Here is a 16,089-nt window from a genome sequence, read left to right as displayed (position 1 = left end):
TTTGCACTCAAGCTAGCGCCGCTTCAGCCGATACAGGCTGCATGAAGCGCTATCTATTAATTCTGCTGGCGGTTGTTTTCATCAACCCCGCAGTAAGCCAGGACGACCTAGAACGTTATTTGCCGCAAGACCAGCTCCATTGGTTAACCGGAAATGACGGCGAACGCTATTTGGCGTTAAAGAAAGAGTACTTGCAGGCCTTTGAGCGCGGGCAAATGGTGCTTTTACCAGATTGGTACTACCATCCACTGCAGTCTTTTTATATTCGCCCGGTTTATGAAAACGCACCGGATTTTGGCTGGACCACCTGGGCTTTAACCCCGCCCGACAACGACATACGTACAGACAATTTGCAGACACCTGCTACGACAACGCATTTCCCTGAGGCTGCAGACGAAGAGGTCTTTACGGCACCAGTGAATGCTTTGCAGCAACGCATGACTCTGCTGCTGAACGAAACCCTGGACCGCCCGGGCTTTTCTGTATGGGTAGTAGAAGGAATTACCGCAGACATAGCCCTGCGTTTGCTGGAAAGTGAGCCTTCAATAATGCCCGATGCTATTGTATTGGTTAACGCTTATGTGCCTCAGTTTCAGTATAACCGCACTCTTGCTGAACGCATTAGCCAGTCGCAACTGCCGGTTCTCGATATTCGCAGTGCGGAAGCTAACCGTTGGGTGAGTGAACACTGGGCCTTGCGTAAAAAACTAGCGAATAAATACCAGCACCCAGCGTACCGCCAGCGTCAGCTGGTTAATTCCGGTAACACCGGGCAGCGTGAATTAATCTCTACTATAAAAGGCTGGCTGGAATTTCACGGCTTTTAACCTTTCCAGTTTTAACACCCTTTTTTAACGGACGCCGCGCTTTTCTTTGATCTTCTCATAAGCCGCCTGAATGTCCTGAGCACGTTGCTGAGCCTGCTTCATTACCTCTTCCGGTAACCCCTTAGAAGCCAGCTTGTCCGGATGATGCCGAGCCATTAATTTACGATACGCTTTCTTAATTTCGGCGTTACTGTTTTGAGCTGTTACGCCAAGCACTTCATAAGCGTTATTTATTTCATCCTGGCTGGTGGTTTTTCGCTGTTGCTGATGCTGCTGCCGACGATGCTGATGAAAACGAAAAGCCGCTTTTTCCATCATCAACCACTGGTCCAGCTGAAAACGAGTAAACCCAAGGTGCTTAGCCACGTTAACCAAAACTTCATGCTCTGACTTTTCCAACACACCGTCATTTAACGCAAGACCAATCAGCTGCTCCATAAAAAGCTGCAGAACATCGCGGTTACCGTAAAAGGAGGCACTAAAATCCTTCATCACTTGTTGCAGAGGAAACGTCGGTTCTTTACCTTCGCGAAAGGCTTCCTGTGCTTCGCGGGTCGCGTCCTGATTTAAATTCAAACGACGCATTAGCTCCTGAGCCTGAGAAATATCGCTAGTGGTGACTTTACCTTTTGCCTTAGCAACGTGGCCCATTACTGCGAACAGTGTGTAAATAAAATTAGCGTCCCCGGCGGCTTGCTCTGCCCCATACAAAAAACGCCCCCAGGCGCCTTTTTGGGAAAAGTCCTGAGCCATGCCCCGATCAAACCAGTGACCAATGAGCGCCCCCAGAATAGCACCCGGCCATTTCATAAACGCAAAGCCAGCCAGTGCGCCGACTACCTTTCCCCAAACCATGTTATTTCTCCAGCCGCTGGTTAACTTGATGCAGGCGTTCCGGTGTACCTACGTCTGTCCAAAATCCATCCTGATGGCTTGCTGCCAGTTGCTTCTTATTAATTGCCCTGTCGAAAAAAGGCTTTAATGCCCGTTTCCCCTCAGGGTATGGCGCCAACAGTTCTTTGCGATACAGACCAACACCGGAAAAAGTTTTACGGGCATCATTCTCATTTTCCCCATTAACCAACAATCCATTTTCAATAGCAAAGTCACCATTTGAATGATGAATCGGATTATCCACCATAATTAAATGTCCCAGCAGCCCTTTTTCCAGATCCGTTGGTAAATCCCGGTAATCCCAGTCTGTCCAGATATCACCATTAATAACCCAAAACGGGTCATCTCCGAGCAGTGGCAAGGCTTTAATAATACCCCCTGCAGTCTCAAGTCCACCCTCAGGTTCCGCAGAGAATGAAACCTGCAGACCCCACTGGCTGCCGTCCCCGACAAAATCTTCAATTTGCTCACCATGCCAGGCATGATTAATAACCACTTCATTAACACCTGCGTTTGCCAGCTTTTCCAGGTGATAACCCAACAAGGGTTTTCCCGCTACCGGCAACAAAGGCTTTGGCTGATTATCCGTTAACGGGCGCATTCTACTGCCCCGTCCGGCAGCTAAAATCATCGCTCTCATAGGCTGTCCTTCCAGGCTGGGATAATGCGCTCACGCAACCAGCGGTTGTAATTTGAAAGCTGCGGATAGTTAGCACTTACTCGCTGCAAATACCCGAGGGTTCTGGGCACATCCTGTAAATAGCCGGGCTTATGATCGCGATGCGCCAACCGGGCAAAAATACCTGCCGCTTTGGTGTGCCGCTGCAGCCCCATCCAGTCAAACCAGTGTTGCCATTGTTGTGGTTCAACCTGCGCCGCTAAGCAGTCAGACTCAACCAGATGTTGCCTTAACCCTTCACTCAATTCGTTGACCAATTCCTCTGGCCACTCAATATAGCAGTCGCGTAGTAACGACACCGCGTCATAGGTCACCGGACCCAGCACCGCATCCTGAAAATCGATAATACCAATACGGTCATCGTCCAGCAGCATTAAGTTACGTGAATGAAAGTCCCGATGCACTCCCACCTGCGGTTGCTGCAATGCGTTATCAATCATTTGTTGGCTAAACTGACTCCAAACTTCATCGTCCCCGGTATGCCAGTCTAAGTTCAGGTGATGTTTTAATAACCAGTCCTTAAATAAAGACAGTTCACGTTCCAACAAAGCGGTATCGAAAGCGGGCAGCTCACCCTGCTCAGTCCGGCGTACCGACATAATGTTAGGCAGCGCGGTAAGTGCCTGCTGGTAGTATTGCCGCGCATTTCGTGGATGCAGTTTACTCAGCAACAGTATCTGACCAAAATCGGATTGCAGCATAAAGCCCTGTTCTAAATCCGCCGCAATAATCTCTGGCACAGTAACGCCGGCTTCAGAATAGGCTTGTGCAACGGCCAAAAAAGGCTTCATTGGTTCTTTTTCGGGAGGACAGTCGACCGCTATCAGGCTTTCCTGGCCATTAGTTGCCCGAAAATAGCGACGGAAACTGGCATCACCGGATACAACTTCTAAAGTTGGTTGTGAAACACCTGTCTGGGCTTCACACCAAGCCTGCAGAGCCACTTCTCGTTTGTCTTCCAAAATATCCTCCACCAAATTTGTCGCAAAGCCTTAAAACTAGCAGTGTACCAAATAGCGAAACAAACAAAATTGCTTTATTATACCCTCGCGCTGCAAAACAGAATAAATGCATTTAACAACAACGACGGAAGATTAAATTGCTGCAACGGTTTATTACTTCGCTAATGCTACTGCCCTTTCCCGGCAGCGCGCTAGCGGCTTTACAAAATCAAGACGCACCACAACACATGACTTGCACCGTGCCTCAGTCTACTGAGAGTACGATTACCGCCGTCCAGTTGCAGGAAACCGATGCAGGAACTATTGGTGTTGAATCGCGTAGCGCCGAAATTCTGGCCAATGAAAAAGCGTATTTTACCGGTAACGTCATCATTCAGCGTAACGGACAGTGGCTTTCAACTTCAAAAGCCACTATCGATCAGCAGCGGGGTGAGATTATCGCCTCAGACGGCATTACTTTTAATGACGGCTATTTAAGCGTTACGGGTGATTCGTTATCGCTAGACTTAAACGATGACGAGGCCAAACTCTACAACAGTGATTACCGACTGCGAAATCATAACGCGCGTGGCCACGCAGAGTTGCTTTCATTGTCCCGGCAGGAAGTTTTATTACAGGACTCAAGCTTCACCACCTGCCCGGGCGAGACTCCGGCCTGGCAATTACGCGCAGAACGTATTCAGATAAATGAAACCAGCGACTTCGGTGAAGCCTGGCACGCCCGATTTGAGTTATTCGACGTACCGGTGCTTTACTTACCGTATTTTAATTTTCCATTGAGTGACGCGCGTAAAACCGGTTTGCTCTACCCCACGTTCGACTCATCATCAAACAGTGGTTTTGAAGTAGAAGTTCCCTACTACTTTAATATTGCTCCCAATATGGATGCGACAATAGCTCCGGTTTATATGTCCGAGCGCGGCACCATGATGAAAGGCGAGTATCGCTATTTATTTGAGCAAAATGCCGGACAATTCAATTTAGAATATTTAGGCAATGACGACACTCGCATCGCAAATAAAAAACGCTACCTTTGGCACGTTCAGCATTCGGCGCAAATAAACCAGGACTTGAGTTTTTACCTGGATGCGACCGAAATTAGTGACGACAACTACCTGAATGACTTTGGTAGTGATTTTGCAGGCCGGGCTGACACTCACTTATATCGCGTAGCCCAGCTTGATTACGACAACGAAAACTGGACCGCACAATTACGTACCGAAGACTACGAGCTTATTGGCGACTACCGCAGCCCCTATCGCACACTGCCGCAGCTTAGTATCGATTACAACACTGGCGACTTCACCGGCTTTAGCGCCAGCTTATACAACGAACTAACCTATTTTCAGAATCAGGATCAGACCCGCGAATACGCGACCCGGGCACATATAGAGCCGAGCATTCAGTACCGTTTTGAGAAGCCTGCTTTTGATACAGAAGCCGAGCTTTCTTATCTTTATACGCGCTATTGGCAGGAAAGCCCGGACAACAAGATTGCTGAGGAAGTTTCACGTGCGCTTCCCCGCGCTCGTGTAAGGGCTCGTTTGCATCTCGAGCGAGCCATTGAACTGGGTGACAGCCAGTACCGTCAAACCCTGTCGCCGCAAATTCAGTATTTGTATGTGCCCTATGAAAACCAACAGAACATCGGCATTTATGATACCTCTTTATTGCAGGACGATTACCACGGGCTGTTCCGTAGCCGCCGTTTTTCGGGGTTGGATCGCATCGCCGAGGCTAACCAGATAACGTACGGTGTCAGCAGCAGCTTATTCACTCAGAATGAACGCGAAGTGCTGCGAGCCAGTATTGGGCAAATTTACAATATTAATGACAGTCGTACGCAACTGTTTGCCAGCGATGAAGAAACCACAACCTCCAGTAACAGTGAGTGGGTTGCCGACATTAACTGGGCTGTTGATGAGAACTGGTCAATACGCAGCTCAATTCAATACGATACGGAACTTAACACCACCCGTAAGAGTCAGACCGCGGTAGAGTTCCGTAAAGATGAATCAAACTTGATACAGGTCAGTCATCGCACCGCAACCAACATTCTGAACAACGATATTGAACAAGTTGGAACGCAGGCAGTTTGGTCAGCAAGTTCGCGCTGGCAAGTCGCATCAAATGTCTTTTACGATCTCACACATGATCGTTTAAATGATGCTATGGTGGGCATTCAATACAGCAGTTGCTGCTGGGCCTTACGGGTTAGCGCGTACAGACGCATAAACCGTGATCTTGAGCCGGCTTTTAGTGCGACTCAGATAAACGGCGAAACTCAATTTGACAATGGCATTAGTATACAATTTATTATCAGCGGTTTAGCTTCTGATAGCAGTGGTCTAATTAACATGCTTGAGAAAAGTACGTACGGTTACCGCCGTCCTTTTTATCTCAGTAACTAGTGGTAGGTATAATGAAAAAAATTGCATCGTTTTGTTCAGCAGCTGTGCTGATTGCATCGTCTTTTTTGCTGAATAACACCGTTCAGGCTCAGCAAATACTGGATCGCGTTGTCGTCGTAGTCGATGACGGCGTAGTGCTGCAAAGCCAGATTGACCAACTTATCCAACAAGTTAAGAACGGTCAGAACTTCAACTCGAGTAACGCGCCTTCAGACGAAGTTCTGGAAACTCAGGCTATAGAACGCCTGATTCTGCAGGAAATTCAGTTGCAAATGGCTAACCGCATGGGTATCGAGATTGACGACAACCAGTTAGAGCAAGCCATCAACGAAATAGCAAATAACCAAGACCTTACAACAGCTGAGCTTCGGGAAAACATGGTCAGTAGTGGTATGAGCTGGGCAGCCTACCGCGAAAATATTCGTAACGAATTGGTTATCCAGCAAGTTCAACGAGCAGCTGTACAGCAACGCGTTTCTATCACACCGCAAGAAATTAATAACCTGGTGAAACTCATAGAGAGCAACCAGGAAGTTCAGACAGAGTATCGTTTGGCTCAAATTCTGATTTCCGCTGACTCAAACTCATCACAAGCCGAACTTGAAAAAGCCAAAGAGCGTGCCAACACAGTTTTGAATTTACTGGACAAAGGTAGTGACTTTGCTGACTTGGCGGTACGTTCCTCCTCCGGTTCTGCGGCATTGGATGGCGGTGACCTGGGCTGGATGACAGTTAATGGCATGCCGACCTTGTTTGCGGAAGCGGTAGATGGGAAGTCTGTAGGTGACGTTGTCGGCCCAATCCGCAGTGGTATCGGCTTTCATATTTTGAAAGTACAGGACAAGCGCGGAGAGCAAACAGTCGAAGTACAAGAAGTTAAAGCACGTCATATTTTAATCAAGCCTTCCGTTATTTTGTCAGACAACAAAGCGAAAGAGATGCTCAATCAATACCGTGAGCAAATTGCCAATGGCGAAAAGACTTTTGCTGAACTTGCACGTGAACATTCAGCTGACCCTGGTTCGGCCTCTCGTGGCGGCGATTTGGGCTGGGCTCGTCCCAATAAATACGCACCAGAATTCAAGCAAAAAGTAGAAAGCATTGAACAAGACACAATAAGTGAACCGTTCAGCACACAGTTTGGCTGGCACATTGTAGAAGTTACCGGTCGCAGAACTCTGGATGCCACTGAAGAAAACAAGCAAGAACGCGCATACCAAATGCTGTTTAGCCGTAAATTCCGCGAAGAGCTTGATAACTGGCAGCAAGAAGTTCGCGACCAGGCGTTTATCAGAAGAGTTGCTGAGTGAGTATACCAACTCTTGTATTTACACCGGGTGAGCCGGCAGGTATTGGCCCGGACTTAATTATAAAAATAGCGCAGCAGCCCTGGTCGGCTGCTGTCGTTGTCTGTGCAGATAAAAATTTACTAAAACAACGCGCCGAGCAATTGAACCTTCCTATTACCTTGCACAGGTATAGAAAAGGTGAAGAACTGCCGCAACATGAACCCGGACATCTTTGGGTAGAACATATTCCAGTGTGCGAAGACGTGACTCCTGGCGAGTTATGTACAGCCAACGGTCATTATGTGGTTGATTGCTTAAAAAGAGCCTCTGACGGTAATCTCTCAGGCGAGTTCGATGCCATTGTTACCGGCCCTGTACACAAAGGTGTGATTAATCAAGCCGGCGTGGCGTTTTCAGGACACACTGAATTTTTAGCTCATGAAGCGAACTGCAATGATGTCGTTATGATGTTGGCTACAGAAGGCCTGCGTGTGGCGCTGGTCACGACTCACATTCCGCTGGCCTATGTGGCAAAAGCCGTTACCGCGGAGCGTCTGACCAACATTATTACCATACTGCATAACGACCTGACTAAGAAATTCGGCGAGTCGTCGCCCAAAATATTGGTTTGCGGATTAAACCCTCATGCGGGAGAGTCGGGACATTTAGGCAGGGAAGAAATAGACATTATTATTCCGGTTCTGGAACAACTTAAAAAGCAAGGCATGAACTTGCACGGCCCGTATCCCGCAGATACCATTTTTCAGCCAAAGTACCTTGAAGATGCCAGTGCGGTAGTTGCTATGTATCACGATCAGGGTCTTCCGGTGCTAAAATATAAAGGTTTCGGGCAGGCCGTAAACATTACACTCGGGTTACCTTATATCCGGACTTCTGTTGATCACGGTACAGCACTTGAGCTGGCCGGGTCTGGCAAGATTAGCGACGGTAGTTGCCGCCTGGCAATGCAGACCGCTATAGATATGGCAAGAGCAGCGTATTATGAGTAAAAAACAAGGTGGGAATAAACACCAGGGCGGAAGTAAAACCCACTTGGGCCACCGGGCACGTAAACGGTTTGGCCAGAACTTCCTGAATGACGACTATATTATTGAGCAGATTGTTGATGCCATTAACCCTTTGCCCGGTGAAAACCTAATAGAAATTGGCCCGGGGTTAGCAGCACTAACTGAGCCGACAGTAGATCGCAGTGGCCATTTAAAAGTTATCGAAATTGACCGTGACTTAGTTGAAAGGCTTCAGCATCACCCTTTTTTAAGTTCAAAACTGGAAGTGATTCAAGCCGATGCGCTAAGCATAGATTTTAGTCAGTTTGCCAAAGAGAGTCCGGCACGAGTGTTCGGTAACCTGCCCTATAACATCTCCACGCCGCTTATCTTTCATCTGCTGAAGTTTGCCGATGATGTAAAAGATATGCACTTTATGCTGCAAAAAGAAGTGGTTGATCGCTTAGCAGCAGAGCCCGGCTCAAAAAGTTATGGCAGAATCAGCGTCGGTGTACAGCAAGCCTGTAAAGTCACTCCGGTGGTTGCTGTCCCGCCATCAGCGTTTACGCCGCCACCGAAAGTAGAATCATCGGTGGTTCGGTTAGAACCCTATGCCGAAAGCCCTCACCCAGTTAAAGATAAAGCGCAACTGCATAGCTTATGTTTGACAGCGTTTAACCAACGCCGTAAAACAATAAGAAACAACCTTAAACAGTTGGTTCCTGCGGAGCAGCTGGAAGCCCTTGGTATTGACCCGGGCGCAAGGCCGGAGACGCTCTCTGTAGACGATTACTGCAGGATATCCGACTGGCTCACTGAACACTCGCTCACAAAACAAGCGGAAAAGAATGACAGTCAGTAAAATTGAAATTGATGTAAAAACGCAATATTTAGCGGCGCAGTCAAACCCTGATGCCGGACAATATGTGTTTTCTTACACCATAACCATAACCAATGAGTCCAGCCAGTTAGTGCAGTTGCTTGCCCGCGAATGGCGAATTACCGACGCTGACAGTAAAATAACCCGAGTGGCTGGAGATGGCGTTGTAGGACAACAGCCTAAACTGGCTGCCGGTGAATCATTCAGTTATACCAGCGGTACCGTTCTGGCTACGCCTATAGGCACTATGGAAGGGCATTACCTAATGATAGATGAACAGGGCTCGCAGTTTAAAGCACCTATTCCTTCGTTCCGGCTGGCCATCCCTAATATTATTCATTAATTATGAGCAATTACGTTGTCGGTGATATCCAGGGTTGCTTCCGCGAACTTGAAGCTCTGCTTACCCAAGTCAGTTTTAACCCTGCAAACGACTCTTTATGGTGTGTAGGTGATATTGTCGCGCGCGGCCCCAGTTCGCGCGATGCGTTGCGTTTTTTCTATGAAAACAGTAACTCGGTACACAGCGTATTAGGTAATCACGATTTAAACTTAATGGCAGTGTTGCTGGGTTATCGGCAGCCTAACCCAAAAGACAAACTCAATGCGTTATTAGAAGACAGTGATCGCTATGACTGGTTAGAGTGGTTGCGTCACCAACCTTTGATGCATCAGCTAGAAGAGCACAATACGGTAATAACTCACGCTGGTATTTACCCATGGTGGACACTCAAACAAGCCAGTCAATACGCACAGGAAGTGACAAAAGTTCTTACTGGCAATGAGTTTAAAAACTTTATGCAGCAGTTATTTGGCAACTCGCCGGAAAAATGGGACTCAAGTCTGCAAGGTTTTGACCGATACCGTTTTATAGTGAACGCGTTTACCCGAATGCGTTACTGTAATCCGGAAGGTGAACTGGATTTTTCCCAAAAAGATAATCCATATGAACGTTCATCGCAGGATTCGTATAAGCCATGGTTTAACTTTTGGTCAGAATCCGAGAATCGAGTATTATTCGGGCATTGGGCTGCGCTAATGGGCGAAACCCGGCGTCAGGATGTGATAGCGCTGGATACTGGCTGTGTCTGGGGTCAGTATATGACGTTATATAGCGTTGAGAATAAAACCTTCTTTCATGAACCGGCTTTGACCGGAAAGTGACAATAATAATTATGCAGTGCTGAGGAAAGTTTCATGAAAATTACTGTTGCCATGCGAGTTATCGGTGGTTTTGCCATCATTACTTTGCTGTTACTCATCATTAGCTTAAGTTCGTTGTTTAATATCAACAGCATCGGCTCGTCGGTTGATAAACTCAACGATGAGGCGGTACCGGCACTGAATCAAGTTTCGGCTATTAAAGTCGATATTCTTGAGCTAGGAACTGTTCAGCTAGAAACCTTCTATGACGAAAGTTTAGAGCAGGTCGAAGCTCACAAAAAAGAGTTCAACGAATCTAACAAGTTGCTTTTTTCCTCTCTTGAGGAGCTTAAAAAGCTTATTCAAGGTAACGGTCAGAGTGACGAGATTAACGAGCTTGAAAAAGACTCACGCCAGTACATTAACTTGATAGACCGCCTGTTTAGTCAGCACAGCGAATATCTGGAATTACAAAACGTTACCGCTTCTCAGTTAGATGAAATTGCATTCAATATCGATGATGCGGCTATTATGCTGCTGGACACCATGGATGCCTCTAATAACGAGGTCATCTCTCGTGAAGCCAACAACATCGAGTCTTCGCTGTCCAGCCTTATCACCTTAATGTATGACTTGAACAAAGCAAATAAGTTAGACAGTGCCGAAATCATCCGCAGCGAAATTGATATTAATATCGACAGCATCCGCCCGCGCCTTCAGGTATTAGACGACGAACCAACAGGGGCTGCCGGGACAATGGTTGACGACGCAATTGCAACCGTTCGCGATGCGCTCGACAGCCTGCAGGGTGCAGGTTCTTATCCTGACAATGTCATTCGTCGCCAGCAGCTGCGCGTTGACTCAGAAGATTCACTTAATAAATCAGAAGTTCAGTTAAATAAATTGATGGGAAAAGCCGACCGTTTGCAAACTGCGGTTCGCGGAATAGCCGATGGCACACGGGTCTCAGTAACAGATTCTATCTCTACCAGTAGTTGGCTCAATAGCATTATCACCATTATTTCTATTGCTCTGGCTGTGCTTATTTCATGGTACACCGTACGTAGCATCAGCCGTCCATTGTCACGCGTTAACCACATGCTGAACATTATGGCGGATGGTAACTTAACCGAACGTGTTGACTATAACGCTCAGGACGAATTTGGTGAGCTCGCCTCAAACACCAATAAACTGACCGGTAATTTACGTAAACTTATTGAAGGTATTGCGAACCGCGCCACTCAGCTGGCTACGGCCGCGGAGCAATCTTCCAATGTTTCTGACGAGACAACTAACGCCATTGACGAACAACGCCGTCAGATTGAGCAAGTAGCCACGGCCACTCAGGAAATGAACAGTACGGCCAGCGAAATGGCCGACGGTGCAGAACAGGCCTTACGCGAAATTCAGCACTCTGATGATGAAGCCAAACGTGTTCGTCAAATTTCAGACAAAAACCGTGCGACTATCGAAGGCCTGGCTAGTGAAATTAAAGGCGCTTCGGAAGTTATCGATCAGTTGTCAGAAAACAGTAAAAACATTGGTGGCATTCTGGATGTTATTCGCGGTATCGCCGACCAGACCAACTTGCTTGCACTGAACGCGGCCATTGAAGCGGCACGTGCCGGTGAGCAAGGTCGCGGATTTGCGGTTGTTGCTGATGAGGTTCGCACTCTGGCCAGCCGTACTCAAGAGTCCACCGAAGAAATTCAGGATATGATTGAGAATCTGCAGAATGACTCTCAGCGAGCGGTTACCGTTATGAATAAAGGCCGCGAGCAAGCTGAACTCAGTGTGCAGCAGTCCGATGAAGCAGCTCAGGCACTTCAATCTATTACTGAGTCAGTGCATCAGGCGTCTGACAGCAGTAACCATATTGCTAATGCAGCGAAAGAGCAAAGCAGTACTGCGCAGGATATCAGCGAGCGTCTTGAGTCTATTGTTTCCATTGCCGAACAAACGGCTTCTGGTTCCAAACAAACAGCTCAAGCGTCTAACGAAGTCGCTAAACTGGCCGATGAGCTCCAGGACTCAATTAAGAGTTTCAGAGTCTAAAGTAAAAACCTCTGAACTGCAGAAACGGAAAAGGCGCCTTTTAAAGGCGCCTTTTTATATTTTACGGTTTTATTGCCTTAATAATTAACGCTGTTACGCCGTTAAGTTAATTTTAGCGAAGCGACGTTTACCTACCTGATAAACTCCAGAGTCTTTTTCTGTGCACAGATAACGCGAATCGCTGAATTTCTCGCCATCCACTTTAACGGCATTTTGTTTTATCATTCGTAACGCTTCCGAGGTGGACTCAACCAAGCCGGCTTCTTTTAGCACATTACCTATTGCCATTCCCTCAGCTCCGACTTGCACCGTCTTTTCCGGAATATCGTCCGGTAAAGCATTTTTCTGGAAACGCTGAATAAAATCCTGTTCGGCTTTCTCAGCGTCGTCTTCCGAGTGAAAGCGAGCGATGATTTCTTTTGCCAGCAAAACTTTCACATCACGTGGGTTTTTGCCGTCGGCTACAGCCGCTTTCAGCTCGTCAATTTCAGTAATGGAACGAAAGCTGAGTAACTGGAAGTAACGCCACATGAGCTCATCTGACACCGACATAATTTTACCAAACATGTCATTTGCCGGTTCCGTAATGCCAATATAGTTATTCAGCGATTTTGACATTTTCTGCACACCGTCCAGCCCTTCCAGTAACGGCGTCATAATGACAGTTTGTGGACGCTGCCCTTCTTCTTTTTGCAGTTCGCGCCCCATGAGCAGGTTGAAGCGCTGGTCGGTTCCGCCAAGCTCAACGTCAGCTTTTAATTCAACCGAATCCCAGCCCTGAACCAATGGGTATAAAAACTCGTGAATAGCTATCGACTGATTGTTCTGGTAGCGTTTTTTAAAATCATCACGTTCTAACATACGGGCTACAGTCTGGCGCGCAGCCAGTTTAATCATATCGGCCGCCCCCATTTTCGACATCCATTCGGAGTTAAAACGGATTTCGGTTTTAGCCGGATCGAGAATTTTAAAAACCTGTTCTTTATAAGTTTCAGCGTTAGCAATAACCTGTTCCGTGGTCAGCGGCTTTCTGGTCACATTCTTACCTGTAGGGTCACCTATCATGCCGGTGAAATCACCTATAAGGAAAACCACTTTATGACCAAAGTCCTGAAATACTCTCAGCTTGTTGATTAAAACAGTGTGTCCCAAGTGTAAATCAGGTGCCGTTGGGTCAAAGCCAGCTTTCACTGTCAGTGGCTTACCACTGGCCAACTTCTCAGCCAGTTCCTGCTCGAGTAAAACTTCTTCGGCACCGCGAGTAATCTCGGCAATAGCTTCCGCCACTTCGGTTTTCATCCTCATCTCCAACTGTAAAAACTCATAAACCAGCCATTTTACGCCATTATTACCACTGTTTTAAGCTCAATGATCTGGTATTCTTCATTTTTTCGTATTATCCTCGAAACCATAAGGTTATTCTGTGGTCGTAAACAGGTGCGGTAATCCCCGTGTTTGCTGACACATGTTTACTGGATAATCACAATAAAGAAAGTGAAGTGCGCTATAATATGACATTAAAATCTGTCACCAAAATTCAGCGGATGTTTCTGCAACTTCCGCATTCTCATAAAATTCTGATCAGTGCGATCAGCGTTGCCCTCTTGCTATTACTGATCATTCCGTCGGAACCTGCCACGGCATCTAAGAACAGTACTTCAGCCGAGCAGTTGATGCCAGGTAAACGTTACCAGCTCGATTTAGCTTTTGAGCAACCCAGCTCAGATGAAAGTACCGAAAACTCAGAGCTGACATGGCAAACCTATCAGATTAAATCGGGTGACAGCTTAGCTAAAATATTTAGCAAAGTAGGCTTTAGTGCCCAGCAACTGTATCGCGTTACCGAGTCCGGCGATGAAGCCAAATATCTTCGTAAAGTTCACCCTGGCGATTTGCTTCGCTTTGCGACTGACAGTGACGATAACCTGGTGCAGCTAGCGCACCAGATAAACGATACAGAAACGCTTATTATCACTCGTCAAAACGACAGCTTTGTTGCTGAAATCGAAACTAAAAAAGTTGAAGTTCGTACAGAATTCACTCATGCCGTTATTGACTCCAGCTTCTGGAATGCCGGTATCGACTCGGGCTTGACTGACAACCAAATTATGCGCATTGCCAATATTTTTGGCTGGGATATCGACTTTGCCTTAGACTTGCGTAAAAACGACGAATTTAGCGTACTTTATGAAACGCACTATGTAGATGGCGAGTTTGTTGGCTACGGCAAAATTTTAGCGGCAGAGTTTGTAAACCGCGATGAGAACTTCCAGGCCATTCTTCACGATAATGGACAATATTATACGCCGAACGGCCGCGCCATGCGCAAAACCTTCCTGCGTTCACCCGTTAACTTTACCTACATAAGCTCGAGCTTCAACCCTCGCCGCTTACATCCGGTTACCGGAAGAGTGCGCCCGCACAATGGTATAGATTACGCAGCCTCTACTGGCACGCCAGTAATGTCTTCTGGTGATGGTAAAGTTATCGCGGCTGGTTATACCTCGTTGAATGGTAATTATATTTTTGTGCAACACGGCGAACGCTACGTGACTAAGTATTTACACCTTAGCCGTAAGCACGTGAAAACAGGCGACCGTGTTAAACAGGGTCAGGTAATTGGTCGCGTTGGCGCGACAGGCCGGGTAACGGGTCCACACTTACACTACGAATTCCTTGTTGACGGCGTACATCGTAACCCTCGTACGGTGGAATTGCCGGAAGCCAAGTCGCTAGGTGAATCAGAATTACCGGCTTTCCGTCAACACGCGGATCAGGTAATGGCCATACTAAACGACAACAGACGCGTTTACCTGGCGATGCAGTAATGTTTCAGCGTTATATTGGACTGATGTCGGGCACCAGTATGGATGCGGTTGACGCGGCATTGGTCCAGATAGATGCGCAAGGCACGCCCAGACTTGAAGCTCATCACTCTTTGTCTTTCCCCCCGGAATTGCGTACTCGCTTATTGGCTTTAAGCCACACAGACAACTGGCAGGCCGATGAACTGGCCGGTTTAGACATTGCTTTTTCCGAGCTCAGTGCCAAAGTCGTAGAGCGGCTTCTTGAAAAAGTCAGTATCGCAGCAAAAGACATTACCGCCATAGCCAGTCACGGACAAACCGTTCGCCACAAGCCCAATTCAATACCAGCCTACACCTGTCAAATTGGCGACCCTACACGGTTGGCTTTGGGGACCGGCATTGATGTTATTTACGATTTTCGTCGCAAAGACATTGCTGCAGGTGGCCAGGGTGCGCCATTGGTTCCGGCTTTTCATAAGCAAGTTTTTGCCCGCAAGAATCAATGCATTGCAGTCATTAATTTAGGTGGTATAGCTAATGTCACCTGGCTTGGCCATAAAAGCCAAGTACTGGGCTTTGATACGGGGCCTGCTAACACTCTACTGGACCAATGGATTCAGCATAATGACTCAAGTAAAAGCTTCGATGAAAACGCCCAGTTTGCGAATGCAGGCAAACTTCAGCCTGACCTGCTAAAGCGTTTATTGCAGCATCCGTTTTTTGCTAAGCCAGCACCCAAAAGTACGGGGCGCGAGGAGTTCAATTTAAAATGGCTGCAACAACAATTGGCCGGGCAGAATATATCCCCGGCTGATGTACAGCGCACTTTGACCGAACTTACCGCTATTAGCATCAAAGATGCACTGACAACCTTGCCACAACAGCCCGATACGGCTTATTTTTGTGGTGGAGGCGCCCGAAACCCATTATTAATGAAGCGCTTAACTGAGCTCTTAGCGCCGATTCAATGCGATACTACAGCGAGTTTAGGCGTTGACCCACAATGGGTTGAGGCAATCGCGTTTGCCTGGTTAGGCTGGTGTTATGAGCATAAAAAACCGGGTAACCAGCCTGAAGTTACAGGAGCCAGTCACCCGGTGGTTTTAGGCGCTAAAGTCCTACATCAATAGAAGCC

General features: G+C 47.3%; 14 protein-coding genes. 10 read left to right on the top strand and 4 right to left on the bottom strand.

The window, feature by feature from the left end; all coding sequences use genetic code 11:
* The first annotated feature begins 41 nt into the window (after positions 1–41).
* Positions 42–827 carry a DUF3530 family protein gene (locus tag RJ32_RS10490; protein WP_034822076.1) on the top strand — a complete coding sequence of 262 codons (786 nt, stop codon included), beginning with the start codon at positions 42–44 and terminating at the stop codon, positions 825–827.
* A 24-nt stretch (positions 828–851) separates the two neighbouring features.
* Here RJ32_RS10490 and djlA read toward each other — a convergent pair whose 3' ends face one another.
* Genes djlA through RJ32_RS10475 form a run of 3 tightly spaced genes read right to left on the bottom strand, consistent with a single transcriptional unit; the run spans position 852 to position 3,362 of the window.
* The gene (gene djlA, locus RJ32_RS10485) at positions 852–1,682 is read right to left on the bottom strand and encodes a co-chaperone DjlA (RefSeq protein ID WP_034822074.1); all 831 of its coding nucleotides are present in this window, start codon (positions 1,680–1,682) and stop codon (positions 852–854) included.
* A gap of 1 nt (position 1,683) precedes the next feature.
* Positions 1,684–2,361, bottom strand: coding sequence for an N-acetylmuramate alpha-1-phosphate uridylyltransferase MurU (gene murU / locus RJ32_RS10480; RefSeq protein WP_034822071.1), 678 nt, complete (start codon positions 2,359–2,361; stop codon positions 1,684–1,686).
* On the bottom strand, positions 2,358–3,362 hold the full coding sequence (locus tag RJ32_RS10475; protein ID WP_034822179.1) for an aminoglycoside phosphotransferase family protein: 1,005 nt from the start codon (positions 3,360–3,362) through the stop codon (positions 2,358–2,360). Before RJ32_RS10475 ends, murU begins: the two co-directional genes overlap by 4 nt.
* A 137-nt stretch (positions 3,363–3,499) precedes the next feature.
* Between RJ32_RS10475 and RJ32_RS10470 the strand changes: the two genes are divergently transcribed.
* Genes RJ32_RS10470 through RJ32_RS10440 form a run of 7 tightly spaced genes read left to right on the top strand, consistent with a single transcriptional unit; the run spans position 3,500 to position 12,147 of the window.
* Positions 3,500–5,773: an LPS-assembly protein LptD gene (locus RJ32_RS10470; RefSeq protein WP_034822068.1), complete on the top strand. Its 2,274-nt coding sequence runs from the start codon at positions 3,500–3,502 to the stop codon at positions 5,771–5,773.
* Between the two features lie 11 nt (positions 5,774–5,784).
* Positions 5,785–7,083: a peptidylprolyl isomerase SurA gene (gene surA / locus RJ32_RS10465; protein WP_034822064.1), complete on the top strand. Its 1,299-nt coding sequence runs from the start codon at positions 5,785–5,787 to the stop codon at positions 7,081–7,083.
* Entirely contained in the window at positions 7,080–8,072 is a 993-nt protein-coding gene (gene pdxA, locus RJ32_RS10460; protein ID WP_034822059.1) for a 4-hydroxythreonine-4-phosphate dehydrogenase PdxA, read from the top strand. The genes surA and pdxA overlap by 4 nt, the downstream gene beginning before the upstream one ends.
* Positions 8,065–8,931 carry a 16S rRNA (adenine(1518)-N(6)/adenine(1519)-N(6))-dimethyltransferase RsmA gene (gene rsmA / locus RJ32_RS10455; RefSeq protein ID WP_034822056.1) on the top strand — a complete coding sequence of 289 codons (867 nt, stop codon included), beginning with the start codon at positions 8,065–8,067 and terminating at the stop codon, positions 8,929–8,931. Before pdxA ends, rsmA begins: the two co-directional genes overlap by 8 nt.
* Complete coding sequence (gene apaG / locus RJ32_RS10450; protein WP_034822053.1) at positions 8,918–9,292, top strand: Co2+/Mg2+ efflux protein ApaG; 375 nt, start codon at positions 8,918–8,920, stop codon at positions 9,290–9,292. The genes rsmA and apaG overlap by 14 nt, the downstream gene beginning before the upstream one ends.
* A 2-nt stretch (positions 9,293–9,294) precedes the next feature.
* Positions 9,295–10,113, top strand: a complete 819-nt coding sequence (locus RJ32_RS10445) for a symmetrical bis(5'-nucleosyl)-tetraphosphatase (protein ID WP_011235461.1) — start codon at positions 9,295–9,297, stop codon at positions 10,111–10,113.
* 33 nt (positions 10,114–10,146) lie between these two features.
* Positions 10,147–12,147 carry a methyl-accepting chemotaxis protein gene (locus tag RJ32_RS10440; protein WP_034822050.1) on the top strand — a complete coding sequence of 667 codons (2,001 nt, stop codon included), beginning with the start codon at positions 10,147–10,149 and terminating at the stop codon, positions 12,145–12,147.
* A 93-nt stretch (positions 12,148–12,240) separates the two neighbouring features.
* Here RJ32_RS10440 and tyrS read toward each other — a convergent pair whose 3' ends face one another.
* The gene (tyrS, locus tag RJ32_RS10435; protein WP_011235463.1) at positions 12,241–13,446 is read right to left on the bottom strand and encodes a tyrosine--tRNA ligase; all 1,206 of its coding nucleotides are present in this window, start codon (positions 13,444–13,446) and stop codon (positions 12,241–12,243) included.
* Positions 13,447–13,691: 245 nt separating this feature from the next.
* On the opposite strand from tyrS, the gene RJ32_RS10430 reads away from it, so the two are divergent.
* Positions 13,692–14,975, top strand: coding sequence for an OapA family protein (locus tag RJ32_RS10430; protein ID WP_370543306.1), 1,284 nt, complete (start codon positions 13,692–13,694; stop codon positions 14,973–14,975).
* A complete protein-coding gene (locus tag RJ32_RS10425) occupies positions 14,975–16,084 on the top strand; it encodes an anhydro-N-acetylmuramic acid kinase (RefSeq protein WP_034822044.1) in 1,110 nt (369 codons plus the stop codon). The genes RJ32_RS10430 and RJ32_RS10425 overlap by 1 nt, the downstream gene beginning before the upstream one ends.
* The last annotated feature ends 5 nt before the right edge of the window (positions 16,085–16,089 follow it).

Source organism: Idiomarina sp. 28-8, assembly GCF_000320945.2.
Classification (GTDB): Bacteria; Pseudomonadota; Gammaproteobacteria; order Enterobacterales; family Alteromonadaceae; genus Idiomarina; species Idiomarina loihiensis.
The sequence above is the reverse complement of the archived record's forward strand: the minus strand, read 5'-3'. Positions and strand labels throughout refer to the sequence as shown.

What these genes read in the sequence shown, in the direction of transcription:
- tyrS (WP_011235463.1), bottom strand. Translation starts at nt 13,446, where the DNA reads ATGAAAACCGAAGTGGCGGAAGCTATTGCCGAGATTACTCGCGGTGCC.
- RJ32_RS10445 (WP_011235461.1), top strand. Translation starts at nt 9,295, where the DNA reads ATGAGCAATTACGTTGTCGGTGATATCCAGGGTTGCTTCCGCGAACTT.
- RJ32_RS10440 (WP_034822050.1), top strand. Translation starts at nt 10,147, where the DNA reads ATGAAAATTACTGTTGCCATGCGAGTTATCGGTGGTTTTGCCATCATT.
- djlA (WP_034822074.1), bottom strand. Translation starts at nt 1,682, where the DNA reads ATGGTTTGGGGAAAGGTAGTCGGCGCACTGGCTGGCTTTGCGTTTATG.
- apaG (WP_034822053.1), top strand. Translation starts at nt 8,918, where the DNA reads ATGACAGTCAGTAAAATTGAAATTGATGTAAAAACGCAATATTTAGCG.
- murU (WP_034822071.1), bottom strand. Translation starts at nt 2,361, where the DNA reads ATGAGAGCGATGATTTTAGCTGCCGGACGGGGCAGTAGAATGCGCCCG.
- RJ32_RS10490 (WP_034822076.1), top strand. Translation starts at nt 42, where the DNA reads ATGAAGCGCTATCTATTAATTCTGCTGGCGGTTGTTTTCATCAACCCC.
- rsmA (WP_034822056.1), top strand. Translation starts at nt 8,065, where the DNA reads ATGAGTAAAAAACAAGGTGGGAATAAACACCAGGGCGGAAGTAAAACC.
- surA (WP_034822064.1), top strand. Translation starts at nt 5,785, where the DNA reads ATGAAAAAAATTGCATCGTTTTGTTCAGCAGCTGTGCTGATTGCATCG.
- RJ32_RS10425 (WP_034822044.1), top strand. Translation starts at nt 14,975, where the DNA reads ATGTTTCAGCGTTATATTGGACTGATGTCGGGCACCAGTATGGATGCG.
- RJ32_RS10430 (WP_370543306.1), top strand. Translation starts at nt 13,692, where the DNA reads ATGTTTCTGCAACTTCCGCATTCTCATAAAATTCTGATCAGTGCGATC.